The following is a 24472-nucleotide window of genomic DNA, read 5'->3' on the forward strand; positions in this document are numbered from 1 at the left end:
GGATCCCCCATGGACGACCTCGGGTCTGCGTGTGTCACGGCGTCAGTCACGGCTCGCTCCCAGTCGGCCGTCCAGCTCGAGGATCAGCTCCAGCGGCGGACGGTCCTCGAAGCAGCCCTGCCCCGGGTGCTCGGCCTGCACGCCGCGCAGGAAGAGATAGCGCAGACCGCCCAGGTGTTCGCCGGGCTGGTAGCCGGGGAGCGTGCGCGCCAGGTGGCGGTGCAGGGCCACCAGATAGAACAGGCCCTGGATGAAGTAGCCGGAGCGCGCCATCTCGTCGGCCAGGGCGCGGCGTGGATAGGCCGCGGCCGTGGCGCCCAGCCGGTTGGACTTCCAGTCCAGCACCCACCAGCGGCCGTCCTGGCAGTGGATCTGATCGATGTAGCCCTTGAGGAAGCCCGCCGGCAGGTCGCCGGGCAGCGGCGGCGGACTGGCAGGCCAGGGCGGCGCCAGCCCCAGCCGAGTCGCGGAGAAGAGGCCGTGGCGCTCCAGCAGCGCGCGGAACTCCGCCGCCGGCAGCGGGGCGGCGCAGAGGTGGAACTCCAGCTCGGACACGCGCTGCCCGTCCCCCAACGCGGAGAGCCGGAAGCCCCGGGCCGTTAGCGGTGTGTCCAGGATCTCCTCCAGCCAGCGGGCGGTGCCCGGGGCGAGGGCCTCGTCCAGGCCGTGGGCACGCAGCTGTCGCCGGCAGTGGTTCTCCAGCTGGGCGGATCCGCGGCCGGGGTTGAAGTCCACCAGCTCCAGCAGCTTGTGCAGGCAGGTGCCGGCGGTGGCTCCGCGGGGAAAGCGCCCGCGCCAGTCCTCGGGCTCGCCGGGCGCCGGCTCCGCCGCCGGGGCCGCGCCCGCGAACCACTCGTCCAGCCGCTCGTCGGCGTGGGCGTCGGTGAGCAGGCTGGAGAAGGAACTGAGCCGCGCGCCCGCCAGAATGCGACCCGTGAAGGGCCGGATCCGCGGGGGTTCCGCGGCGGTGGACCGCGTATCACCCGTCGCCGGGGCAGGTGGAAGTTCCAGTGCCTCCACGCCCAGCACTCCGGGCCGGGCGAGTTCCTCCCAGGCCCACCGCTGGGGTCCGGGACCCTCAGCCCACAGCGGTCTCCAGGACTCCCCGGCGCCGGGCGCGTCCTCCGGGAGCCGGCGCGCGAGCAGCAGCCAATCCAGCGCGCTGGGCCGCCGCCGGCTCGCCGGACTGGGCGCCACGCTGTAGAGCAGGGTGTGGTGGCGGGCGCGGGTGAGGCCCACGTAGGCCAGCCGCAGGCTCTCCGCCAGCTCCTCCTCCTGCCGGGCGGCGCGCCGGGCGTCCGACAGGGGCCGGGCCTTGGACCAGGCCACCAGCTCCGGCCGCTCCTCCCCGTCGTGCAGGAGGGTCGCGCCGAACTCGTCCCGCCGCCCGCTCTCGTCCCAGAGGAAGGGGCAGACCACCAGCGGGAACTCCAGCCCCTTGCTCTTGTGCAGCGTCAGCACGCGCACCAGGTTGTCCTCGCTCTCCAGCCGCAGCTCGGCCGCCGCGCTCTCCTGATCGCGACTCCATTCCAGCCGCAGGGCCAGCTCGTCCGGGGTCAGGCCACCGGGGCCTTCCAGCCCTGGCAACAGCTCCAGCAACTGCAGCCAGTTGGTGAGCCGGCGCTCGCCCCGGCGCAGACCCAGCAGGGCCTCCGGCAGACCGAGCTCCTCGAAGAGCCCGCGCAAGGCCCGGCTGGAGCCCAGCCGCCGGGCCGTCTGCAGGGCCGCGTGGAGGCGCTCCTGCAGCTCCTCCTGGAGGGGCGCCGAACCCAGCGCCGCCTGGGGGTCCGAGCCCAGCGCGAGAGCCAGCGGGCCGGCCAGCACCGTGCGCAGGCGCCGCGTGTCGTGGGGGCGCGCCAGGGCCAGCAGCAGGCGTTGCAGGTCCACGGCCTCGAGGCTCTGCAGGACGGAGCGCGGGCTGAGCTGCACGCAGGCCAGTCCCAGTTCCGCCAGCGCGTCCGCCACCAGCGTGCCCTGGCGGTGGCTGCGCACGAGCACGGCCACGTCCCGGCCTTCGACGGGCACCAGGCCATCGGGTCCCAGCCAGCCCGTGCGCTGTCCGGAGGCCGGGCGCAGCAGACGGGCCAGCAGGCGCGCCAGATGCCGGGCCACCCGTCGTCCGGCCAGGGGCCGGTTCAGGTCGGGCACGTCCTCTTGCAACACGCGGAAGGGCGGCAGCGCCCGGCCGTCCAGCCAGAGCTCCCGTTCCACCACCTGTCCCGACGGCTGCAACTCCGCCGCGTGGATGTCCGGGCGCAGGAACGCGCCGCGCTGCGCGGGAAAGCGCCCAGCGTCGAACAGGGCGTTGACCGCCCTCAGCAGGCCGGCTCCGGAGCGCCAGTTGGTGCGCAGTTCCTCGCGCCGCCCGGCTGCCCGGGCCGCCGCCAGGTAGGCGTGCAGGTCGGCGCCGCGAAAAGAATAGATGGACTGCTTGGGGTCGCCCACCAGGATCAGCGGCAGACCCTCGGCCTGGAAGACGCGCTGGAAGATGCCGGCCTGCAGCGGGTCGGTGTCCTGGAACTCGTCCACCAGCGCCGCGCGCCAGCGCCGGCCCAGCGCCCGGGCCAGCTCCGCGCCGCCCGGGCCGGCCAGCCCCTCGGCCACCAGGCTGAGCAGGTCGCTGAAGTCCAGCCGCCGGCTCTCCAGCCGCAGTCGCGCGGCCGCGGCGGGCCAGTCCCGGAGCGCCGCGTGTTGCAGCTGTTCCAGCACGGAGGTGTAGGCCGCGCCCACTTGGTCGTCCAGCTCCAGCAACGCTGCCAGGGCCTCGAACACCGGATGCTGCGGGCACGTGCCGCCCTTGGTCAACTTGGTGGACAGGATGGCGGGCGTGAAGCGGCGCGCGTCGGGACAACCCTGTGGCGTGGCGCCCAGCTCCAGCCAGTCCCGGATCCAGCCCAGCCACTTGGTGACGCTGGCCGGACGGTAGGAGTTCTTGTTCAGGCTGGAGGCGGCGATCAAGCCAGCCAGATCCTCGATCCCCACAGCCAGCAAGGTGGCCAAGGCCCAACGGGCGGACTCTGCGTGCCGGTGCTCCAGCTCCGGCAGGCCGGCCAGCGGAGCGTCCAGGTTGACGGGCGGCAGCGCGGGACCGGGATGCCGCCGGCCCAGTTCGGCCAGGTGGAGCCAGGGACCGGGATCCAGCAGGCCGCCCTGGCTGCGCAGCCAGTCCAACAGGCCGGGCGGGAAGGCCTGCCACAGGCGGCGCAACTCGTCCAGCCCCACCTGCCGCAGGGAGTCGACGGAATCCTCGCCCAGCTCCAGCTCCGCCGGCAGTCCCAGGGCCACGGCCCGTTCGCTCAGCACGCGCTTGCAGAAGCCGTGGATGGTGAAGATCGAGGCCTCGTCGAAGGACATCAGCGCCATGCGCAGCTGGCGCAAGGCCCGCGCGTCGTCCCAACGGCCGGCCGCCCGCAGGTGGGCGCGCAGTTCTTCCAGGAAGGGATCCGCTGGCGGACCATTGGCCTCCAGCGCCCGGCGGGCCTCTTCCAGCCGCTGGCGCAGCCGGTCGCGCAACTCGGCGGTGGCGGCCTCGGTGAACGTGAGCACCAGCAGCGAGGGCAGTTCCAGCCCCTCTTCCAGCAGAAAGCGCAACACCAGCGCGCCGATGGTCCAGGTCTTGCCCGTGCCCGCGCTGGCTTCCACCAGCAGGGTCCCCAGGAGCGGCACGCGGACGGGATCATGCACGGGGTGGTTCATGCGAGGGCCTCCTGCAGCGGGGCGCCCAGCCGCAGCGCCCACTCCGCCAGTCGGGGCGCGATCCCCGGGTGGGTGAAGGGATCCGCGCCGCCCAGCACGGTCTGCAGCCACGGATCCTCCCAGAGGTACTCGCGCTGCCGGTACCACTCTTTCTCCAGATCGGGCTCGCGCCCCTCGCCCTGCGCCTGCAGGCACTCCAGGGCCAGCGACTCGCTGACGGCGGGCAGCCACGGCAGCCAAGCCCGCTGTCCCAGTCGCCAAGCCTCCAGCCACTCCCGCAGCCGCGCGCGGGGGTCCGCCACGACGGGCAACTCCAGCTCCTCGTCCAGGAAGATCAAGCGTGTGACACCGGCGCCGCCCTGGGCGCTCCAGGCCAGATGGCGCAGCCAGGGCGTGCCAAGGGCCGAGCCGGCGCGACGCCGGGCCCAACACTCCACGCGGCGGGGCGCGGGAGCCGGCAGGCTGGCCCGCAGCATGAACCCATCAATCCGCAGCTCCACGTCGCGGACCTCCGGCAGGACCTCGCCCTGCAGGACCAGCGTGCGGCGCGCCAGCAGATCCTGCACCTCGCGCCGCCCGGCCAGCAACTCGGCGCGGCCGGGATGGCCCCAGGGCAGCAGGCCGGCGGCCCGCAGCCTGGGCTCCTGCTCATCCTCCGGCAGTCCCTGCCCGGCCCAGCGGAGCAGGGTGTGGCGCAGTCGCCCCAGCGTGGGGCGGTCGCTGGCGAAGGGTTCCTCCTCGGCCGGATGGCCGCCGTCCCAGGGCAGGCTGAGCCCCGCCCGGCGCAGCAGGCTGCGGGCTGGATTCGTCTGGAAAGCCTCCAGTTCCTCCAGCGTGAGCTCGGCGGCGGGTTCGGGCAGATCCAGCTCACCCAGCAGCGGATGGCTGGCCCGCAGCTCCGCCGGTTCGCGCCGGGCCCGGTCCAGACGCAGGGCGGCCCGGCCCCAGCCGGGATGGTGGCCCGCCGGCCGGGCCTGCGGGGAGAAGGCCGCGGGGCTGAAGGCCTGCAGGGCGTGCTCACGCACGCGCCCGGCGGGATCGCCCAGCAGGTCCAGCAGCTCGCTGACCACCGTGGAGGGCGGCCGGCGGCGATTCTCCTGCACGTCGCGTCCGGTCCAGAACAGCAGCAGGTTGTCCCGCGCGCTGCCCAGCGCCTCCAGGAAGAGCGCGCGGTCCTGCAGCCGGGGCTGGCGATCCCCCCGCCGCGCGGCGCCCAGGCAGAGGTCCAGCTCATCCCGGCGGCTGGGACGCGGAAAGACCGTGTCGTCCAGGCCCAGCAGCACGACCACCCGGGCGGGCAGGCCGCGGCAGGCCAGCATGGGGGCCAGGGTCAGCCGGCCGTCGAAACCGCCGCCGCGGATGCCCTCGTCCCCGGCCAGGGTGCGGAGCAGGAAGTCCCGGGCACAGGCGAAGGGCAGGACTTCGGCGGCCCCACCGGCCCGCGCGGCGGCCTCGCCGGCCAGCAGGCGCTCGCGCAGCTCCTGCAGTTCGCGCTCCTCGTCCTCGTCCGGGGAGAAGAAGCGCGGCAGCCACTCCAGCAGCCAGCGCGTCCAATCCTCCGGCGTGCGGGGGGATTCGCTCCCGGCCTCGAAGCGGCGCAAGACCTGCAGCCACTCGAGGAAAGCCTGCAGGCGCTCGGGCTGCTCGCCGGCGGCCGGCAGGGCCACCAGACCTTCCACCAGACTGTCCCGGGACATGGCGTAGCCCAGCAGCAGGCGATCCAGGCCGGCGCGCCAGCCGTGTTCGTCCACCGCCGGCAGCCCCAGCCGCCCGCGGGCCTCGGCATCCCAGCCCCAGCGGATGCCCGCCGCGCGACACCAGTCCAGGGCCAGGGCCAGAGCGTCCCCGTCCAGCCCCTGGCGCCGGCGCAGCGCCGCGCATTGCAGCGGGGCGAGCACGCGCCCGCTCTCCCAGCGCCCGCCGGCCAGCTGCAGCAGTTCGGCCAGCACCACGCCCAGGCCACGCCCCGCGGCGGGTCCCAGGACGCGCCAGGGGATCTGCCGCGTGGGTTCCTGGCTGGAGAAGACCGCCTCGAAAGCCGGCCGGACGCTTTCCAGCTCGGGGCAGAGCACCAGGATGTCGCCCGGGCTGAGCCCGGGCTCGCGCTCGAACAGGTCCAGCAGGCAGTCCAGCAGGACCTCCGCCTGGCGCTGGGGCGAGTGGCAGGAGTGGAATTGCAGGCTGTCATCCCGGGGCGGCGGATCGGGCAGCGGACTCACGTGGAACAGGCTGGACTGCAGGTGCTCCAGCAGGGTGCGCGGGGCCGGCGGCTCGTCCCGCGGGCCGCTGAACTCGGCGTCGCGCTCGAGCAGCTCGTCGATCCAGGCTCCCAGCTCGCTGCCGCAGGTGGCCAGCAGGGGTGCGCGCCCCTCGGCCTCGTCCAGGGCCTGGCGGGGCCGGCGGCCCGGCAAGTCGCCCCAGTACTCGCGGGAGGGATTGAGCAGGTAGAGGCGCACGGGCAGGTGGCGGGCGAGGGCCTCGAACAGGTCCAGCTGGGCGGGGGGCAGATTGCCCAGGGCGAACAGGCTCAGGCGCGGCGGCAGTCCGGCGGGCGGGCCAGAGCGCTCGAGGGCGGCCAGCCAGTCCGCCTGCAGGTTGGCGCGGTGGGGCTGGGCCAGCGCCCGGCGCAGGCGCCGCCAGAGCTGGCGCTGCCAGATCAGCGTGGGCGAGTCGGGCGGCGACTCCCCGCCGGGCAGGCGCGCGGCGTCGGGGTGACCTTCCCAGTCCAGCAGCCAGCGCGGCCGGTAGACGAGGTACTGGTCGAAGAGGCCGGCCAGGCGGCGGGCCAGCCCGTGGCGCAGGCTGCCGGTCCGGTCCCGCTCCAGCAGCCGGGCGACGGCCTCGGAACCCGGACCCTCCAGGCAGGCGGGCAGCAGGGCGGCGATCCGCCAGGCGAGGGCCTCGGGCTCCCAGGGCGAGCGCGCGTCATCGGCCGCACCGGCCGGGTGCAGGAGCTCCTCCCAGAGGAAGCGGGCCGGAAAAGGCGTGTGCAGGCCGGCCACTCCACCCAGGCGGGCGGCCAGCTCCAGCGGCAGGCGCCGGGCCATGCCCACGGATTCGACGATCACCACCTCCCGGGCGGCGGGCCCGGGCGGCGCGGCGGCCAGATCCTCGGCCAGGCGGTCGAAGAGGGATTCACCGCGGGCTTCCTGCACCACGTGGATCATGGGAGTCCTGTGCGCTGGGGGTTGGCGGGAGCGCCGGCGCGGCGCTCGCTCGAGGCACAAGATACAAGGAGGCTGGACGGCGGGCGCGATTTCCCGGCCCCCTCGCGTCCCCTACATTCAAGGCGGTTCAACGAAGGAAGCCCCATGCCCCGCCGCAGCCTCACCCGCCTGCTCCGCGACGAATTCGCCGGCTACAACCTCGGCATCTTCCGCCTGGACCTGATGGCCGGACTCACCGTGGCCGCGGTGGCGCTGCCGCTGGCCCTGGCCTTCGGCGTGGCCTCGGGCGCCTCGGCGGCGGCGGGCCTGGTCACGGCCATCCTGGCCGGCCTGGTGATCGGCGGACTCTCCGGCGCGCCCTACCAGATCAGCGGTCCCACCGGCGCCATGAGCGCCGTGCTGATCCTGCTGGCCCAGCGCTACGGGCTGGAGGGCGTCTGGCTGGCCGGCCTGCTCTCGGGCGCGCTGCTGCTGATCATCGGCCTGCTGCGGATGGGACGCTTCATCGCCTTCATCCCGGCGCCGGTGATCACGGGCTTCACCAGCGGCATCGGGCTGATCATCGCCATCGGGCAGCTGGACAATTTCCTGGGCACCCAGACGCCGGCTCACGAGAATTCCCTGCTCAAGCTGCTGGGCTACTTCCAGGGCGGCTGGAGCCCCGACCTGCCCACGCTCTTCCTGGGCCTGCTGGTGACGGGCCTGATGCTGTTCTGGCCCCAGCGCTGGGGCGCGCGCGTGCCCGCCAGCCTGGTGGGGCTGGTGGCGGCCACGGGTCTGGCCTGGCTCTTCAACTGGCAGGTGGCGACCATCGGGGTCATCCCCACCTCGCCGCTGCTGCCCGAGCGACTCAGCCTGGCCAACATCCCCTGGGAGCACCTGTCGGACTTCATCTACCCCGCGCTGACCATCACGGCGCTGGGGGCCGTGGAATCGCTGCTCTGCGGGATGGTGGCCTCCAACATGACCGGCGTGCGCCTGCAGGCCAACCAGGAACTGGTGGCCCAGGGAGTGGGAAACCTGCTGATCCCCTTCCTGGGCGGCGTGCCCGCCACGGCGGCCATCGCGCGCACCAGCGTGGGCATCAAGTCCGGCGGGCGCACGCGCATGACCAGCATCGTGCACGCCGTGGGCCTGCTGCTCAGCATGCTCCTGCTGGCGCCGCTGATGGCCCGGGTGCCGCTGGCGGCGCTCTCCGGCGTGCTGCTGGTCACCGCCTGGCGGATGAACGAATGGGGCGCCATCCGCTTCATCTTCGGGCGGCGTTTCAAGACGGCCATGCTGGCCTATTCGGTGACGCTGGTGGCCACCATCTCGCTGGATCTCACCCAAGCCATTGTGATCAGCACCTTCATGGCCGGGGCGATCTTCCTCAGCCAGATCGCCAGCCTGGACATCGAAGTGCAGCCGGTGGATCCTGACAAGCTGCGCGCCCGGGGCATCGAGGTCTCAGGCAGGTGCCAGCACGTGCGCGTGGCTTTCGTGACAGGTCCGCTCTTCTTCGCGGCGGTGGGCAACTTCAACGAGGCCTTCGCCGGACTGGGCCCGACCCAGACCCTGATCCTCTCCATGCGCGGCGTGCCGCTCATCGACACGGCGGGACTGGAGGCCATCACCCACGTGCGTGAACACCTGCGCAAGACCGGCGGGCAGCTGATGCTGGCGGGCGTGCACGACCGGGTGCGCGTCATGATGGAGCGCGGCGGGGTTCTGGACCAGATCGGCCGGGAGAACCTCTTCTGGAGCAGCGACCAGGCCATCATCGAGGCCGAGCGCCGCGGCTGTCCCTATTGCGCCCGGCCGGCCGTCTGGACCTGGCGCGGCGCGCCGGACCGGCGGCTCTACGAGGAAGGCCCCGACGACAGGGAGCTGCTGGACGACGACGACGAGTCGTAGTCGCCCGGGCAGTCCAGTCGGACGCGCCACTCCCGCTCCAGGGCCGACAGGCGCCGACCGCGCTGGAAGGCGCTCTCCTCGGCCGGCTCCAGGGTGGCCAGCACCTCCAGGCGAAAGGCCGCCGCCCCTTCCCGACTCCAATCCTCCTGCAGGGCCGCGCAGCGGTGCAGTCCCAGTTCCAGCTGGGCGCGCTGGGAGCGCAGCCGGCTCTCCACGCCGCTGGCCCGGGCGATGAAGCGCCGACCGCTGGCCAGGTGCGTGATACAATACACGCCGGCGGCGGCCGGCCCCGCCTCCGGGTTCCGGGCCGGGGCGGGTCCGGCGGCCATCTCCCGCAGCCAGGACGGTCCCGCCGGGGTCCAGGCCGGATTGAGCCGGTAGACCTGCTGCTCGCGCAGCAGCAGTCCGGCGTCCACCAGCTCCCGTCGCACGGTGCAGTAGTCGGCGTGGTGGACGGCGAACAGCTCGTTCAGCGCGCGCTCCGGATATTCGCGCCCCGGCTCCAGCAGCGCGGCGAACTCCTCCAGCAGCAGCCGGCGCTTTTTCTGCTGGACGGGCAGGCGCTCCACCCGGCCCGCGGGGGCGAAGGTCTGCAGCACGCGCCGGCAATAGCCGGCCAGGCGCTCGCGCTCCCGGCGATCCGCGCCCTCGCCGCCGGTGACCAGCTCGAGCAGCGGCCGCTCCAGCGGGGGCCAGCAGACCGAGTACATGCTGAAGTACTGCTCGCGGCTTTTGCTCACCAGGCCCGCCTCCTCCAGCTTTTTCAGATGGAAGACCAGGGTGGAGGCGGCCAGGCCCAGCCGTCCGGCCAGTTCCTCGACGTAGTGGGGACGCTCCAGCAGCGCGCGCAGGACCGCCAGACGCGCCGGGTCGGCCAGGGCCCGCGCCACGATCAGACCGGTGGATTCCGTCATGCTCCGCTCCAGAATTGATTCGGGATCCATAGAATCAAACTGAGAGCGGGAGTGCAAGTCCGTTTCAAGAATCATCGAAATGAATTGACGCGGCGACGGCGCTCAATCGGTTGTCGAGGGCGGTCGATGAGTGGCTCAGCCACCCCTGGGAAGGAGAGCCGAGATGGTGCGGACAGGAAGACGACTGATCCTGCTGGGAGTGATGATCGGACTGCCGGGGCTGTCCTTGGCCGCCCGGCCCTTCGCCACCCAGGATGCCGGAACCACGGGGGGCGGCACGGAGCTCGAGGCCGTGCTGGACGTGGCCGGGGCGCAGCTCTGCAGCGGACTGGGGTTCACCCAGGGCCTGGGGCCCCGGCTGGATCTGGCGCTGGGCGTCTGCTTCACCCACGCGCCGGCGGGCGAGCGCTCCTTCGACGGCACGGTGCTGGGGGCCAAGTTCGCCCTGCTGCCGGGCCTGCTCAGCCTGGCGGGCGGCGGCGAGGCCGGGCGGGCGGCGCGCAATCTGGAACTGGCCTGCACCCGGGAGTTGGCCGGCCTGACCCTGGACCTGAGCGCCGGCGCAGCCTGGGAGCTGTCGCGGGAGCCCGAGCCGGTCTGGGGCCTGGCGCTTTGCCGCCCCGGGCGCGCGCTGGATCTGGGGTTGGAGCTGGGAGGCGATCTGAAGCGGACCCAGAACTGGCTGGTGGGCCTGCGGCGGTCCATCGGCACAGCCTCGCTGGATGCGGGGTTGGGCGGCGCGTTCGGCGACGGGTCGAGCCTGGCCGTCACCGCCGGTCTCACGCTGGGGCTGGCCGCTCACTGATCAGCGGCCGAAGGCGATCTCGTCGGAGAGTTCGTTGCGGTCGTCGCTCTGGTAGGGGAAGTACTCGGCCAGTTTTCCGCCCACCCGGTTCACGGCCTCCGCCAGCCCGTCCCCGAAGCGGTCGGCGGCGAAGTGGGTGGACATGTCTTGGGCGATCTCCCGCCAGAAGGCGTCCCCCACGTGCTGGTGCAGGGCCTCGTCCCCCACGATGGCGAAGCGCTGGGAGCGGGTGGCCAGGTAGACCAGCACGCCGTTGCGCTCCGCCGTGGCGTGCATGCCCAGCCGGCCGAAGATCCGCCGGGCGCGCCGGTAGGGATTGCGGCCGAACCAGGGGATGCTCCCTTCCAAGTAGACGCGGATCTCCCCCGAGGTGAGCCGCTCCGCGTGTTCCACCGCCTGCTTGACCTGCTCCTGTTCAGCCTCGGTCAGGAAGGCCGCCGGTTTGCTGTCGCGTGCCATCTCACCACCCTCCACTGGCGCCGCCGCCGCCGGAGAAGCCTCCGCCGCCGGAGAACCCGCCGCCGCCGAATCCGCCGCCCCCACCGCCGCCGCCGCCCCGCAGGGTGGAGCCCAGGATGCTGCCGATGATGAAGGGCGCCATGCCGCCGCCACGTCGACCGCCGCCAAAGATGCCCAGGAGGGCCAGCAGTCCCACCAGTCCCAGCAGTCCCAGGCCCTGGGGGCGTTTGGTGCGCTGGGGACGCGCCGCGGGCAACTGGCCCTGGGCCAGCGGATCGTCCGGCGCGATGGCCTGGGCCACGCGGATCATCACGAACTGCAGGCGGGCCGCCGCCGGATCGCGGGGAATCTCTTTCATCTCGCGCAGGATGCGTCCGGCGCTGATGTCGGGCAGCGCCTCTTCCAGCCCGTAGGCCACTTCCAGCCGGGAGGCGCGCTGATTGGGCAGCACCAGGAACAGCACGCCGCGCTTGTTCTTGGCGTCGCCGATCTTCCAGTGCGCGAACAGGCGGTTGCCGTAGTCTGCGATCTCCGCGTCCGCCTCGGGCAGCACGGCCACCACGAACTGGATGCCCGTGCGCTGTTCGAAGGCGTAGAGCTGCTCGGCCAGCAGGTCGGCCTCCGGCGCGGAGACCAGGCCGGCCTCGTCCACGAAGTGACGGGCGGGCGGGTCGGGCAGTTGCTGGGCCTGGAGCAGGCCCGTGGTCAGGAAGAGCAGCAGGATGCACAGCCAGAGCCGGGAACGCAGGCGGAACATGGGCTCCTCCGGGGTTGGGGGGGACCGCCACGCTCCAGCGTGGCGGTCCGGGGCAGCTTACTTGCCGAAGTCCACCTTGGGAGCCTGCTCGGCGCCCTCGGCCGCCTCGAAGTAGGCGTGCTTCTGCAGCCCGGCGATGCCGGCGATCAGCGAGGCCGGGAAGCGCCGGATGCCGGCGTTGAACTCCTTGGCCAGGTCGTTGAACATGCGGCGCTCCACGGCGATGCGGTTCTCCGAGCCTTCCAACTGGGTCTGCAGGTCCAGGAAGTTCTGGTTCGCCTTCAGGTCCGGATACTTCTCCACCACCACCATCAGGCGGGCCAGCGCGCTGGAGAGCTCACCCTGGGCGGCCTGGAACTTGGCCAGGGTCTTGGGATCGTTCATGGCTTCCGGCGTGAGCTGGGCGGTCACCTGGGTGGCCTTGGCGCGGGCCTCGATCACGCCGGTGAGCGTCTCCTGCTCGTGGCTGGCGTAGCCCTTCACCGTCTCCACCAGGTTGGGGATCAGGTCGGCCCGGCGCTGGTAGACGTTCTCCACGTTGCCCCACTGGCTTGTGACGCCTTCCTCCTGGGTGACCAGGCGGTTGTAGGTTCCGACGGAACTGAGCACCGCCCAAAGCAGCACGGCCGCGACGACGGCCAGGATGATCCAGGTCTTCTTCATGTCAACACCTCTTTGCTTCTCGCGTGGGGACCCAATATCAGCAATGGCGGGCGGATGAGAGTCACGGCCGCCGGCTCGCGCCGTCCGCTGGATCCGCGCCGGTGGGAAGGGGGAATCAGGCCAGCTTGTGGTCCAGCAGGCGCAACAGCGGCTCCAGCTCCGCGCCGGGTCGCAACTCCAGCCGCAGGCCGCGGCCTTCCGCATAGGCTTTGCTGTCGGCCAGGGTCTGACGCAGGGCCGGCGGAAGGCCCGCATCCGCCAGGGCGGCGGCGCTGGCGCGCTCCCCGAGCACGATGCCCGCCCAAAGGAAGCCCTGCTGGGGCGTGAGGTAGAGCAGCACGCGCTCCTTGAGCTTCAGGCGCAGGGACCAGCCGAAGGACTTTCCCGGGTGCTTCCACTCCTCCTGCAGAGGCCCGTGGGCGGCTTCCGCCCGGCGGCGCAGCTCGCCCCAGAGGGCCGCCGCGGGACCGAGGGCCGCGGCCAGCTCCGCCGCGTCCGGCGGCCGGGAGTTGTCTGCGAAGCAGCTGAGGGCCATGGATCACCCCTGTTTGCCTGTGGCACGAGCGGGATGAATCAAGCCGGCGGGTCGCACCGGGCCGTCCGCCCCTGCCCCAGCCGGCGCCAGAACCAGCGGTGCAGCGCGTGCAGGCCGCGCACCGGCTCCAGGTGCAGCAGCAGGCACTGGCCGGCCACCAGCTCCAGTCCCAGTTCGCGGCCCAGGGCCGCGGCCTCCGGGCTCTCGGAGCCTTGCTGCAGCCAGACCCGGGGGATTCCAGCGGCGAGCGCCTCGCGCAGCAGCCCGGGCACCTGCGCGGGAGGCACGCAGAGCACCAGCGCCTCCACGGGCTCGGTCAGCGCGGCCAGACTGGACGCGCACGGCAACCCCTCCAGCTCGCCGGCGTGGGGATGGACGGGCGTCACCGCCAGCCCCCGGGAGCGGAGCTCGCGCAGCAGGGTGTTGCCGAATTTGCGCCCGCCGCGGGACGCCCCCACCAGGGCGTAGCGCCGCGCTGTCAGGAACCCGGCGGGTGCGCACTCCCCGCCTTGCGGGCTCAGACTTTCTTGACCTGCTTGTCGGCCTTCTTCTTGTCCTTCTGGTCGTGCTTGGCCACGTCCTGCTTCTTGGCCTTGTCCTTGTCCTTCTTGCCGCCCTTGTCGCCCATGATGTCCTCCTGGTGTCGAAACCCGGCGGGTGCAGCGCCCGCCGCCGCTGGGGCATCCACCCCGAACTAGGAAATCAGCTTTTGACCGATGCTGCGGAACTCGCGCACGAACAGCTCCAGCCGCTCCTCCACGGCCGGGTTGGCCAGCACGCCGTCGCGAAAGTCGCCGTCGTGGGCGTAGACCACCCGGGGCAGCTGCAGCATGCGCCACTCGTTCATGCACATCTGGGTGAGGTGCATGGTGCTCAAGTAGCTCTTCTCGCCGCCCGCCGCACAGAGGATGCCGAAGAACTTGCCTTCGCAGCCCTTCATGCAATTGTCCAGCACCAGCTTCAGCCCGTCGTTGATGCTGTAGCAGTGCACGCCCATTCCAAAGATGTAGTTGTCCGCCAGCGCGATCCGTTCCGCCAAGTCCCGCATGGAGGGCGTCTTGCCCAGATGGCAGGGGCGTAGCTCCACCTCGCGCAGGTCCACGAAATCCAGCTCCACCCCGGGCTCGGCGGCCAGGGCCTCCGCCACGCGGCGACACAGCTGACGGGATTGGGACGTGGGGCTCAGGGAACTGGACAACAGCAGAGTTCTCATGGGTTTCCCTTTGGGTGAGGGGTCGGGCCACCGTGCCATGGCCGCAGGACAGCATAAAATAGCTCATGAAACGGCATAAGGGTCAAGCCTAAGTTTGTTCTGAAAACGCCATGGTTAGAAACTAAACTTTCCAGACTTGATGAATGTCCTGCGAACTTTGCGGGCGGCGGTTCATTTTTCAACCGTGACCGCCAGCGTCCCGCGCGCCGCGCGGCGGACAAATGGTCCCAGAACCCGACGGGAGGAACGCATGCCGCAGCAAATCCCAGGTCCGCACGCACTCTTCGCCGCCGCCCGGGGCTGGCTCCTGGCCCTGCTGCTGCTCGGGAGCCTGTCCGCCGCCCGCGCGACGGAAGTCTACTCCCAGCCGCACACCGGCACGGGCGCCATCCACCTCTCGTCCTGGTGGGATCCGGACGGCAGCGACTACGATCAGGTGGTCTGGGACAGCTTCCAGCTCAGTGCCGACCAGGCCATCACGGAGATCCGCTGGCGGGGCGGGCACGATCCCGCCTACGCCTACTGGAGCTCCCCCGTGCTGGACTTCACCGTCTCCATCTGGGCCAACAACGGCACGCTCTGGCAGCCGGACGTGATCCACGTGCCGCTGGCCGAGTACCAGGCCGAGAGCACGTGCGGCGAGACCCCGGCGGGAAGTTTCGGCGGCGTGGCGCTGAGCGACTACCACTACACCCTGCCTTCGCCTTTCCAGGCGGCGGCGGGCACGCGCTACTGGGTCCAGATCATCGCCTGGATGCACGGCATCCCCGACTGGGGTTTCGCCACCGGCAGCGGGGGCAACGGCTCGCACTTCCGCAAGCTGCCGGAGGGCCAGTACCAGTCCATCACGGGCGACCTGGTCTTCAGCCTGCACACGTCGGCGGCACCCACGGCCACCATCGATGCCAGCGCCCTGCCGGTGGACGCGGGCACGGTTTTCGGGGCAGGGGTGTATCCGCTGGGCTCCAGCGCCACGCTGACGGCCACGCCGGGTCCCGGCTTCGGCTTCGAGCGTTGGACGGAGAACGGCGCCGAAATCAGCGTCAATCCGCAGTACACGATCCAGGTGAGCGGTGACCGCAGCCTGGTGGCCCACTTCGTGCCGGCCTGCGCCGTCACGCTGGAGGGCTGGCCGGCGCTGGGTGGACAACTCGCCGGGGCCGGCAGCTACAACGCGGGCACCCCGGTGACGGTGACGGCCACGCCCAGCCTGGGCTACGCCTTCACAGGCTGGCTGGAGTGGGGGGCCACCCTGGTCAGCACCTCGCCCAGCTACACGTTCACGGCCACGACGGACCTCCTGCTGGTCGCCCAGTTCGAGCAGCTTCCCCTGGCCGCCACCTTCGACTTCGACACCGGCTCGCCACCCTGCCAGCCCTACCAGTCCATGCCGGCCCTGCAGACCCAGAACGGGTTGACGGTCCAGTTCAGCGCGCCCACCAGCAGTTGGTCGGTGCAGAACACGCTCTGGGGCTACGTGCCCGGCGTCTTCTCGGGCAACTTCCTCTTCCCGTCGGGCTACTTCACCAACTCCCTGCAGCTCCGGTTCGACCATTGGCTGAGCGACGTCTCGGTGGCCTTCTGCACGGGGGACTACGAATCGGTGACGGACATCCCGACGCAGGTCCGCCTGCGGGCTTACGTGGACAACACGGACAACCCGCCCGTGGCCGAAGCCGTGGTGCGCGGGGAGTGGATCATCCTGGTCTATCCGGAGGGCATTGCGCGGCTGAGCTCGCCCGTGCCCTTCAACTTGGTGGTGCTGGACATTCCGCCCGGCCAGGGTCCCAACTCCACCACGATCTTCTACGCGGACAACTTCATCGCCCTGCGCACGGCCCCGCCCCAGGTCCAGCTCACCACGGCGGCCTGGCCGCCCGAGGGCGGCACGGCCAGTGGCGCGGGCAGCTACGACCTCGGCGCCAGCGCGGGGCTCGAGGCCCTGCCCGCAGCGGGCTTCACGTTCGGGCACTGGGAGGACAACGGCGTGAACATCGGCGGCGGGCCGCTGCTGGATGTGTTCATGGATGGCGACCACGCCCTGACCGCGGTCTTTGCCCCCGTGCTGACGGTGGAGTACGATTCCGCCGTGGACCCTGCGGTGGCCACCCTGAGCTGGCCCTGGCCCTGCGAAGGATTCGTGCTACGCGAACGGGGCATGCAGTCCGGCGCCCTCTGGCAGGATTCCACCTTGCCCGTCGAGGTCGTGAATGGCCGCAACGTGGTGCGTCCGCCCGTGGTGGATGGCGCGCCCCGCCAGGTTGAATTCTTCTTGTGGCACCTGTAGGCTGATCCCATCTACCAACGGTTCCGGGAGGACTCCATGAGCACGAACGCACGGACTCGGATACCTGGCTTGCGGCGTTTGTCGCGGCTGGCCCTGTTGCTGGTCTGCCTGGCCTGGCTGCCCGCGGCCCGGGCCCAGAGTTGGGACAGCGTGGGCGGCGGCCTGCCCTACTGGGTGCACGCGCTGACCCAGTACAACGGCCAGTTGGTGGCCGGCGGCGAGGCGCCGGACTATCTGCGCCGCTTCGACGGCGTCAACTGGCAGCCCTTGGGCGGCGGCGTGGACGGCCAGGTCAACGCGCTGGCCATCTACAACGGCGAGCTGATCGCCGCCGGGCACTTCTTCACGGCCTCGGGCCTCGAGGTGGGCTACATCGCCAAGTGGGACGGCACCCAGTGGCTGGACCTGGAGGGCGGCGCCAACAGCATCGTCACCTCGCTGGCCGTCTACAACGGCAACCTGATCGCCGCCGGCTACTTCACGGAGTGCAACGGCCCGGCCAACTACATCGCGCAGTGGGACGGCGAGAACTGGGATCCGCTGGGCAGCGGCCTGAACAGCCAGGTGATGGCCCTCACCGTCTACAACGGGGAGCTGATCGCCGCGGGCTTCTTCACCACCGCCGGCGGCCAGCCGGCCCCGCACATCGCCCGGTGGAACGGCAGCAGCTGGTCGGGCCTGGGCGCCGGGATCTCGTGGATCACCTACGCCCTCACCGTCCACAACGGCGACCTGATCGCCGGCGGCCTGTTCTCCCAAGCGGGGGACGTGGCGGCGCGCCGGGTGGCCCGCTGGGACGGGACGGCCTGGTCGGCGTTGGGCGGCGGCGTGGGCGGCGGACCCTACGGTTACGTGCTGGCGCTCTGCAGCTGGAACGGGCGCCTGATCGCCGGTGGGATCTTCGACGACGCGGAGGGCCAGCCGGCCGAGCACGTCGCGCAGTGGGACGGTTCTGCCTGGTCGCCCCTGGGCGGACTCTACGGCGGCGGCTCCACCTCGGCCGTCTTCGCGCTGCTGCCCCGCGCGACGGATTGCGTGGCCGGCGGGATCTTCTTCGGCAATGTGAGCGCCTGGACCGAGGCCGGCCCGACCCCGGATCCCGTCGTCGACCTGAGCATCAGCGCCAGTGGACCGGACGCCGTCCTGAGCTGGACGCCCACGGGCGCGCCGGAGTACAACGTCTACTGCGGCGAGCTGCCCGCCGGACCCTTCGCCACCTGGCTGGGCACCTCCTACGACGGGCAGTTCACGGACGCGGACGTGTTGGGCGCCACCCCGGCCCGCTTCTACCAGGTCCGGGCCGCCACGCCCTGAGTCCGCTTCCGCATTCTGACCGACCATTCATCCTGGGGGCGGGCTGGAATCCAGACGCCCCCAGTCCTCTTTTTGCACTTCCCGCGGCTTGACTGCTTGCGAGCCCGTTCTGCGAGTTCTACCTTGTTCATCAAGGACTAAAATCAGAACCTGAACGGTTCTACTTTTGGAGGGCGCCGTGCTGCGCATCACCAAACAAACAGATTACGGCATCGTGCTCATGACCCTGTTCGCCACCCGGCGCAACGGCGAGGCGCGGAGCGCGCGGGACCTAGCCCTGGAGACGGGTCTGCCCCTGCCCATGGTCGGCAAGATCCTCAAGCTGCTGGTGCGCGATGGCCTGCTGGCCAGCCAGCGCGGGGCGCGGGGCGGTTATCGGCTCGGTCGACCAGCCGGCCTGATCTTCGTGGCCGACATCGTGCGCGCGCTGGAAGGCCCCATCGCCATCACGGAGTGTGTGGAGACGGGGCCCGGGGAGTGCCGCTTCCTGGCGGGCTGCTCGCTGCAGCCCAACTGGGTGCGGATCAACCAGGCCATCCAGCAGGCGCTGCAGGGGATCAGCCTGGAGGACATGGCCCCGGCCGAGGGCGATGGTTGCGGCGCCATGGCCTGTGGCGGCGGCGTGTCGAAGTCGGCCCAGGCGTTGCGGCAGCTGGCGGAGGGCGCGGCATGAGCAGCGAGACCCAACAGATCCGCGAACTGGCCGCCCAGGACTACAAGTACGGCTTCACCTCGGACATCGAGTCGGACACCATTCCCGCCGGGCTCTCCGAGGAGATCGTCGCGCTGATCTCCGGCCGCAAGGACGAGCCGGAGTTCATGCTGGAGTGGCGCCTGAAGGCCTACCGGGCCTGGCAGGAGATGAGCGTGCCCGACTGGGCCTACCTCAACATCCCGCCCATCGACTTCCAGTCCATCTCCTACTATTCGGCGCCCCGCAAGAAGGAGGGCCCGGCCAGTCTGGACGAGGTGGATCCGGAACTGCTGGAGACCTTCGAGAAGCTGGGCATCCCGCTGGGCGAGCGCGCCCGGCTGGCGGGCGTGGCCGTGGACGCGGTCTTCGACAGCGAGTCGGTCAAGACCACCTACAAGGAGGAGCTGGCCACCCGCGGGATCATCTTCTGCTCCATCAGCGAGGCCCTGCGCGAGCACCCCGAGCTGGTGCGACGCTACCTGGGTAGCGTGGTCCCCATGCGCGACAATTTCTACGCGGCCCTCAACACGGCCGTGTTCAGCGACGGCTCCTTCGTCTACATCCCCAAGGGCGTGCGCTGTCCGATGGAACTCTCCACCTACTTCCGCATCAACGCGGCGGGCACGGGGCAGTTCGAGCGCACGCTGATCATCGCCGACGAGGGCTCCTACGTCAGCTACCTGGAGGGCTGCACAGCGCCCATGCGCGACGAGAACCAGCTGCACGCGGCGGTGGTGGAGCTGGTGGCTTTGAAGGGCGCCAGCATCAAGTACAGCACGGTGCAGAACTGGTACCCGGGGGACCGCGAGGGCAAGGGCGGCATCTACAACTTCGTCACCAAGCGCGGGCTCTGCGAAGAGAAGGCCCGGATCAGCTGGACCCAGGTGGAGACCGGCTCGGCCATCACCTGGAAGTACCCCAGCTGCATCCTCAAGGGCGACGACTCCGTGGGCGAGTTCTATTCGGTGGCGCTGACCAACAACCACCAGCAGGCGGACACGGGCACCAAGATGATCCACCTGGGGCGCAACACGAGCTCGACCATCATCTCCAAGGGGATCAGCGCGGGGCTCAGCCAGAACAGCTACCGCGGGCTGGTCCAGGTGGGGGCCAAGGCCACGGGCGCGCGCAACCACTCCCAGTGCGACAGCCTGCTCATCGGGGACCGCTGCGGCGCGCACACCTGGCCCGTGATCGACGTGCGCAACCCCGACAGCGTGGTGGAGCACGAGGCCACCACCAGCCGGATCAGCGACGACCAGGTCTTCTACTGCCGCCAGCGCGGCATCAAGGAAGAGGACGCGGTCTCGATGATCGTGAACGGCTTCTGCCGCGAGGTGCTGGCCGAGCTGCCGATGGAGTTCGCCGTGGAGGCGCAGAAGCTGCTGGGCCTGAGCCTGGAAGGCAGCGTGGGCTGAGGGTGGATTCCGCGGACGGCCACACAGGGCTGGACGCGGAGCGATAACCGCGAAGAGAAGCGCGTGCGGTCCCGGGGCCGGCGAAGGTCGGCGGGGAGCGTGCGGAAGAGGCTGGAGGCGGCGTGCCGACGCGACCCGGCGCGCAGACAGGAGCGACGATGCTGCAGATCCACAACCTGCACGCCAGCGTGGCGGGCAAGGAAATCCTCAAAGGCCTGACGCTGGACGTGAAGCCCGGCGAGATCCACGCCATCATGGGGCCCAACGGCTCCGGCAAGAGCACGCTGGCCAACGTGCTGGCCGGGCGCGACGGTTACGAGGTCACGGCAGGAGACGTGCTCTACCAGGGGCGCAACCTGCTGGACCGCGAGCCCGAGGAGCGCGCCGGCGACGGCATCTTCCTGGCCTTCCAGTATCCGGTGGAGATTCCGGGCGTGCCCAACCTCTACTTCCTGCGGATGGCGCTCAACGCCCAGCGCCGGCACCGCGGCCAGCCCGAGATCCCGGCGGAGGACTTCCTGCGCCTGGTCAGCGAGAAGCTCAAGCTCGTGCACCTGGAGGACGGCCTGCAGAAGCGCGCGGTCAACGAGGGCTTCTCGGGCGGCGAGAAGAAGCGCAACGAGATCTTCCAGATGCTGATCCTCGAGCCCCGGCTGGCCCTGCTGGACGAGACGGACTCAGGGCTGGACATCGACGCGCTGAAGATCGTGGCCGAGGGCGTCAACGCCATGCGCTCGCCCGAGTTCAGCGCCGTGGTGGTGACCCACTACCAGCGTCTGCTGGACTACATCGTGCCCGACCAGGTGCACGTGCTGGCCGGCGGCCGGATCGTCAAGACCGGCGGGCGCGAACTGGCCCTGGAGCTGGAGAAGCGCGGCTACGGCTGGCTGACCCAGGAGGTCTCGGCATGAACAGGGCCCGCACCCTGACGGGTTGGCTGACGGATCCGCCTGACGACGCCGGGCTGGTGGCTGGCGAAGCGCGCGCGCGCCTGGCCCGGCGAGCCCTGGAGCTGGGCCTGCCCACGGCCCGCGACGAAGCCTGGCGCTACTCGCGGCTGGAGGGCCTGGCCGAGGAGGAACTGCTCCTGGCCGGCGAGGGCCCGGCGCCCACGGCCCCGCAGCTCACGGCCCTGACGCCCGAGGGCGTGCGCGTGGACCGCGTGGTGGTGGTCAACGGCCGCCTGATGCCCGAACTCTGCGAGATCGGTCCGTTGCCCGCCGGCGTGGGCTTCGGCAGCCTGCGGGCCATGGCCCGGGCCGCCCAGGGGGGACTGAAGGAGGCGGCGGACCTGCTGGAGCGGCTGGACAGCCTCTGCCGGCCCGACCAGCGCATGTTCAGCGCCCTCAACACCGCCCTGGCCGGCGACGCCACGGGGCTCTGGGTGCCCGACGGCGTCCGGCTGGAGCGCCCCCTGCTGGTGATCTCCCTGGTGCTGCCGGGGGCGGACGCGCTGCTCACCCAGCCGCGCCTGCTGGTGATCACCGGCCGGGAGAGCCAGGCCAGCGTGATGGAGGCCCACGGCGGCTTCGGCCCCACGCCCTACTTCTGCAACGCAGTGAGCGAATTCCACCTGGGCGCGGGCGCCACCCTCGAGCACCTGCGCGTGCAGCGCGACAGCCCGGCGGGCCGGCGAGTCTCCGGCGCCTTCCTGCGCGTGGAGGCCGGCGCGCACCTGCGCTCCCACACCTTCACCACCGGCGGACGCAGCGTGCGCAACGAGTTCCAGCTGGAGCTGGCCGGCGCGGGCGCGCGCGGCGAGGTCAACGGCCTCTCCCTCCTGAGCGGCGAGAGCGTGGTGGACAACCACACCCACGTGACGCACCTGGCGCCGGACTGCGAGAGCCGCCAGACCTTCCGCTCCATCCTGGCGGAGCGCAGCCGCGGCGTGTTCACGGGCCGCATCCTGGTGGCCCGGGACGCCCAGCGCACGGACGCCGTGCAGTCCTTCGCCGGCCTGCTGCTCTCCGACACGGCCCGGGCGCTGGCCCGGCCGCAGCTGGAGATCCTGGCCGACGACGTGAAGTGCACGCACGGCGCCACCGTGGGCAGCCTGGACCCGGACAGCCTGTTCTACCTGCGCAGCCGGGGCATTCCCAAGGCCCTGGCGCGCCGACTGCTGATCCACGCCTTCTGCTCGGACCTGCTGGGCCGCGTGCGCACCTCGGAGATGGTCAATCCGCTGGACCGCCTGGTGACCCGCACCCTGGCGGAGCAGGCATGAGCGTGCTGGACGTGGAGGCGCTGCGCGCGCAGTTCCCGGCCCTGGACCAACGGGTGCACGGCAAGCCGCTGGTCTACCTGGACAACGCGGCCACGACCCAGAAGGCCCGCGCCGTGCTGGACGCCCTGGACGGCTACTACCGCGGCGACTGCGCCAACGTGCACCGCGGCGTGCACACGCTGAGCGCGCGCGCGGGCGAGCGCTACGAGGCCGCGCGCGAGACCATCCGCGCCCGGTTGAACGCCCCCGGCACCGAGGGCGTGATCTTCACGGCGGGGACCACGGCGGCCATCAACCTGGTGGCCGACTCCTTCGGCCGCGCCTTCGTCCGCCCGGGGGACGAGATCCTGGTGAGCGGCCTGGAGCACCACTCCAACCTGGTGCCCTGGCAACTGCTCTGCCAGCGCAGCGGCGCCGTGCTGCGCGTGGCCCACGCGGACGCCGACGGCGTGGTGTCCACGGAGACCTTCGCCGCCGCCCTGTCGCAGCGCACGCGGCTGGCGGCCTTCACCCATGTCTCCAATGCGCTGGGCACCGTGAATCCCGTGGCCGAGTGGACGGCCCTGGCGCACCAGGCCGGTGCCCGCGTGCTGGTGGACGGCGCCCAGGCCGTGGCCCACCTGGGCGTGGACCTGCAGGCCATCGACTGCGATTTCTACGCCTTCAGCGGGCACAAGGTCTACGGACCCACGGGGATCGGCGCGCTGGTGGGCAAGCCCGAAGTGCTGGAGCAGCTCCCGCCCTGGCAGGGCGGCGGCGACATGATCAGCCACGTGGGCTACGAGAGTTCCGAGTACAACACGCTGCCCTGGCGCCTGGAGGCGGGCACGCCGCACATCGCGGGGGCCATCGGGCTGGGCGCGGCGCTGGAGTTCCTGGACGGCCTGCCGCTGGACGAACTCATCGCGCACGAGGATCGGCTGCTGGAGCGGGCCTGTGCCGAGCTGGACGCCATTCCCGGCGTCGTGCGCGTGGGCCGGGCCCCGCGGCGGGTCAGCGTGCTCTCTTTCGTGGTGGCGGGCGCCCATCCCAGCGACGTGGCCACCCTGCTGGACCTGGAGGGCGTGGCCGTGCGCAGCGGCCACCACTGCGCCCAGCCGCTGCTTGAGCGCCTGGGGCTGCCGGGGACGGTGCGCGCCTCCTTCAGTCTCTACAACACCGAAGCCGAGGTGGAGCGCCTGGCGGCCGCCCTGCGCAAGGCCCTGCGCCTGCTCGGGGTCGGGTAATTCACGGGGATCGCACCACGAAGCACGGGAAGGGGAACGAAGACCACGAAGAGTTTGATGGATGGATGCCGTTGTCCGGGTGAGTCAGGCGCTGGCGGTCATTTCAGCGCTGGACTTCATGCGGGTGGTTGGGAGTCTCCTTCAAGCGTTCGGCTTCGTGTTCTTCTGCGGACTTCGTGCCCTTCGTGGTGAAACGGGTTGAACGGTAGGAGCAGAAACATGCTGGACAAGCAGGCCCTGGAAGAGCGGATCGTCGCGGCGCTTAAGACGGTCTTCGACCCGGAGATCCCGGTGGACATCCACTCGCTCGGGTTGATCTACGGCGTGGACATCGCCGACGACGGCTTCGTGCAGGTGAGCATGACCCTGACCACGCCCAACTGCCCCGAAGCCGAGGCCCTGCCCGGGCGGGTCACCGAATGCGTGCTGGACGTGGACGGCGTGCAGGGCGTGCACGTGGACCTGGTCTGGGAACCCACCTGGACCAAGGACATGATGAGCGACGCGGCGCGCTTGCAGCTGGGCTTCTTCTGATGATCAATCTGGACCCCGCCCTGGGCGGCCGGGTGGCGGCGGCCTGGCTGGAACTGGAAGATGTGTGCGTGGCCCCGGCCGGGGCCGAGCAGGCGACGGCCTTCGCCGGGCTGGAGTGCGAGCTGCTCAGCCTCTACGGCGGCCGGACGCCGGCGGAGATCGAGGGTCTGCAGGCCGCGCGGCGCTTGTATCACGCCGCCGGGGTGGATCCCACCCGCACGCGGCCCTCCTCCGAGGCCCTGCTGCGGCGCGTGCTCAAGGGCCAGGGCCTGCCCGCCGTGAACAACGCCGTGGACGCGGGCAACGAACTCTCGCTGCGCACCCTGCTGCCGCTGGGCCTCTACGACGCCGGGCGGATCGAGGGCGCGGTGGAGCTGCGGCGGGGCCGGCCGGGGGAATCCTACCCGGGCATCCGCAAGGAGGAGGTCCACCTGGAGGGCCGGCTGGGCCTCTTCGACGCCGCCGGTCCCTTCGGCAGCCCCACCAGCGACAGCCCGCGCACGGCGGTGACGGAGGCCAGCCGCCGCCTGCTGCTGGTGCTGTTCGCGCCCGGCGACCTGCCCGCGGCCCGGCTGGACGGCGCGCTGGAACTGGGCGCGGAGCTGTTCGGCCGCTGGTGCGGTGCGCGGCCGGGCCGCAGCGGGCGCCTGGCCTGAGCCGCCCTTTCTCC

20 protein-coding genes are annotated in these 24472 nt (G+C 71.4%); 11 read left to right on the forward strand and 9 right to left on the reverse strand.

The genetic code is table 11. The features are described 5' to 3' along the window. Positions 1-42: 42 nt before the first annotated feature. Complete coding sequence (locus tag WC326_08725) at positions 43-3696, reverse strand: UvrD-helicase domain-containing protein (protein ID MFA7331143.1); 3654 nt, start codon at positions 3694-3696, stop codon at positions 43-45. Beyond that, on the reverse strand, positions 3693-6863 hold the full coding sequence (gene recC, locus WC326_08730) for an exodeoxyribonuclease V subunit gamma (GenBank protein MFA7331144.1): 3171 nt from the start codon (positions 6861-6863) through the stop codon (positions 3693-3695). The genes WC326_08725 and recC overlap by 4 nt, the downstream gene beginning before the upstream one ends. 144 nt (positions 6864-7007) lie before the next feature. On the opposite strand from recC, the gene WC326_08735 reads away from it, so the two are divergent. Then, complete coding sequence (locus WC326_08735; protein ID MFA7331145.1) at positions 7008-8759, forward strand: SulP family inorganic anion transporter; 1752 nt, start codon at positions 7008-7010, stop codon at positions 8757-8759. Here WC326_08735 and WC326_08740 read toward each other — a convergent pair. Further along, positions 8705-9673, reverse strand: coding sequence for a metalloregulator ArsR/SmtB family transcription factor (locus WC326_08740; protein MFA7331146.1), 969 nt, complete (start codon positions 9671-9673; stop codon positions 8705-8707). The genes WC326_08735 and WC326_08740 overlap by 55 nt on opposite strands. 163 nt (positions 9674-9836) lie before the next feature. Here WC326_08740 and WC326_08745 point away from each other — a divergent pair, with 163 nt between their 5' ends. After that, the gene (locus WC326_08745) at positions 9837-10478 is read left to right on the forward strand and encodes a hypothetical protein (GenBank protein ID MFA7331147.1); all 642 of its coding nucleotides are present in this window, start codon (positions 9837-9839) and stop codon (positions 10476-10478) included. Here WC326_08745 and WC326_08750 read toward each other — a convergent pair whose 3' ends face one another. The 6 genes from WC326_08750 to WC326_08775 form a co-directional block, all read right to left on the reverse strand. Continuing rightward, positions 10479-10937, reverse strand: a complete 459-nt coding sequence (locus WC326_08750; GenBank protein ID MFA7331148.1) for a TPM domain-containing protein — start codon at positions 10935-10937, stop codon at positions 10479-10481. It abuts the gene before it with no gap. A gap of 1 nt (position 10938) precedes the next feature. Continuing rightward, the gene (locus WC326_08755; GenBank protein MFA7331149.1) at positions 10939-11694 is read right to left on the reverse strand and encodes a TPM domain-containing protein; all 756 of its coding nucleotides are present in this window, start codon (positions 11692-11694) and stop codon (positions 10939-10941) included. A gap of 57 nt (positions 11695-11751) precedes the next feature. Further along, complete coding sequence (locus WC326_08760) at positions 11752-12357, reverse strand: LemA family protein (protein MFA7331150.1); 606 nt, start codon at positions 12355-12357, stop codon at positions 11752-11754. A gap of 115 nt (positions 12358-12472) precedes the next feature. Beyond that, positions 12473-12892: a DUF3788 family protein gene (locus tag WC326_08765; GenBank protein ID MFA7331151.1), complete on the reverse strand. Its 420-nt coding sequence runs from the start codon at positions 12890-12892 to the stop codon at positions 12473-12475. A gap of 38 nt (positions 12893-12930) precedes the next feature. Beyond that, positions 12931-13413, reverse strand: a complete 483-nt coding sequence (locus tag WC326_08770) for a CoA-binding protein (GenBank protein ID MFA7331152.1) — start codon at positions 13411-13413, stop codon at positions 12931-12933. A 173-nt stretch (positions 13414-13586) separates the two neighbouring features. After that, positions 13587-14105, reverse strand: coding sequence for an NAD(P)H-dependent oxidoreductase (locus WC326_08775; protein MFA7331153.1), 519 nt, complete (start codon positions 14103-14105; stop codon positions 13587-13589). 250 nt (positions 14106-14355) lie between these two features. Between WC326_08775 and WC326_08780 the strand changes: the two genes are divergently transcribed. The 9 genes from WC326_08780 to WC326_08820 all read left to right on the forward strand — a co-directional run bounded on the left by WC326_08780 (position 14356) and on the right by WC326_08820 (position 24458). Continuing rightward, positions 14356-16392, forward strand: coding sequence for a hypothetical protein (locus WC326_08780; protein MFA7331154.1), 2037 nt, complete (start codon positions 14356-14358; stop codon positions 16390-16392). A gap of 36 nt (positions 16393-16428) precedes the next feature. Beyond that, positions 16429-17706, forward strand: a complete 1278-nt coding sequence (locus WC326_08785) for a hypothetical protein (GenBank protein MFA7331155.1) — start codon at positions 16429-16431, stop codon at positions 17704-17706. Positions 17707-17884: 178 nt separating this feature from the next. After that, positions 17885-18379, forward strand: coding sequence for an SUF system Fe-S cluster assembly regulator (locus WC326_08790; protein ID MFA7331156.1), 495 nt, complete (start codon positions 17885-17887; stop codon positions 18377-18379). Next, positions 18376-19818, forward strand: a complete 1443-nt coding sequence (gene sufB / locus WC326_08795) for a Fe-S cluster assembly protein SufB (GenBank protein ID MFA7331157.1) — start codon at positions 18376-18378, stop codon at positions 19816-19818. The genes WC326_08790 and sufB overlap by 4 nt, the downstream gene beginning before the upstream one ends. 158 nt (positions 19819-19976) lie before the next feature. Beyond that, the gene (gene sufC / locus WC326_08800) at positions 19977-20729 is read left to right on the forward strand and encodes a Fe-S cluster assembly ATPase SufC (protein ID MFA7331158.1); all 753 of its coding nucleotides are present in this window, start codon (positions 19977-19979) and stop codon (positions 20727-20729) included. Beyond that, positions 20726-22042, forward strand: coding sequence for a Fe-S cluster assembly protein SufD (gene sufD, locus WC326_08805; GenBank protein ID MFA7331159.1), 1317 nt, complete (start codon positions 20726-20728; stop codon positions 22040-22042). Before sufC ends, sufD begins: the two co-directional genes overlap by 4 nt. Continuing rightward, positions 22039-23268, forward strand: coding sequence for a SufS family cysteine desulfurase (locus WC326_08810; GenBank protein MFA7331160.1), 1230 nt, complete (start codon positions 22039-22041; stop codon positions 23266-23268). The genes sufD and WC326_08810 overlap by 4 nt, the downstream gene beginning before the upstream one ends. Before the next feature lie 219 nt (positions 23269-23487). Further along, positions 23488-23802 (forward strand): DUF59 domain-containing protein, encoded by a 315-nt coding sequence (locus WC326_08815; GenBank protein ID MFA7331161.1) that lies wholly within the window; start codon positions 23488-23490, stop codon positions 23800-23802. Next, positions 23802-24458 (forward strand): phenylalanine--tRNA ligase beta subunit-related protein, encoded by a 657-nt coding sequence (locus WC326_08820; GenBank protein MFA7331162.1) that lies wholly within the window; start codon positions 23802-23804, stop codon positions 24456-24458. Before WC326_08815 ends, WC326_08820 begins: the two co-directional genes overlap by 1 nt. The last annotated feature ends 14 nt before the right edge of the window (positions 24459-24472 follow it).

The organism is Candidatus Delongbacteria bacterium, from assembly GCA_041675285.1.
Taxonomy (GTDB): domain Bacteria; phylum CAIWAD01; class CAIWAD01; order CAIWAD01; family CAIWAD01; genus CAIWAD01.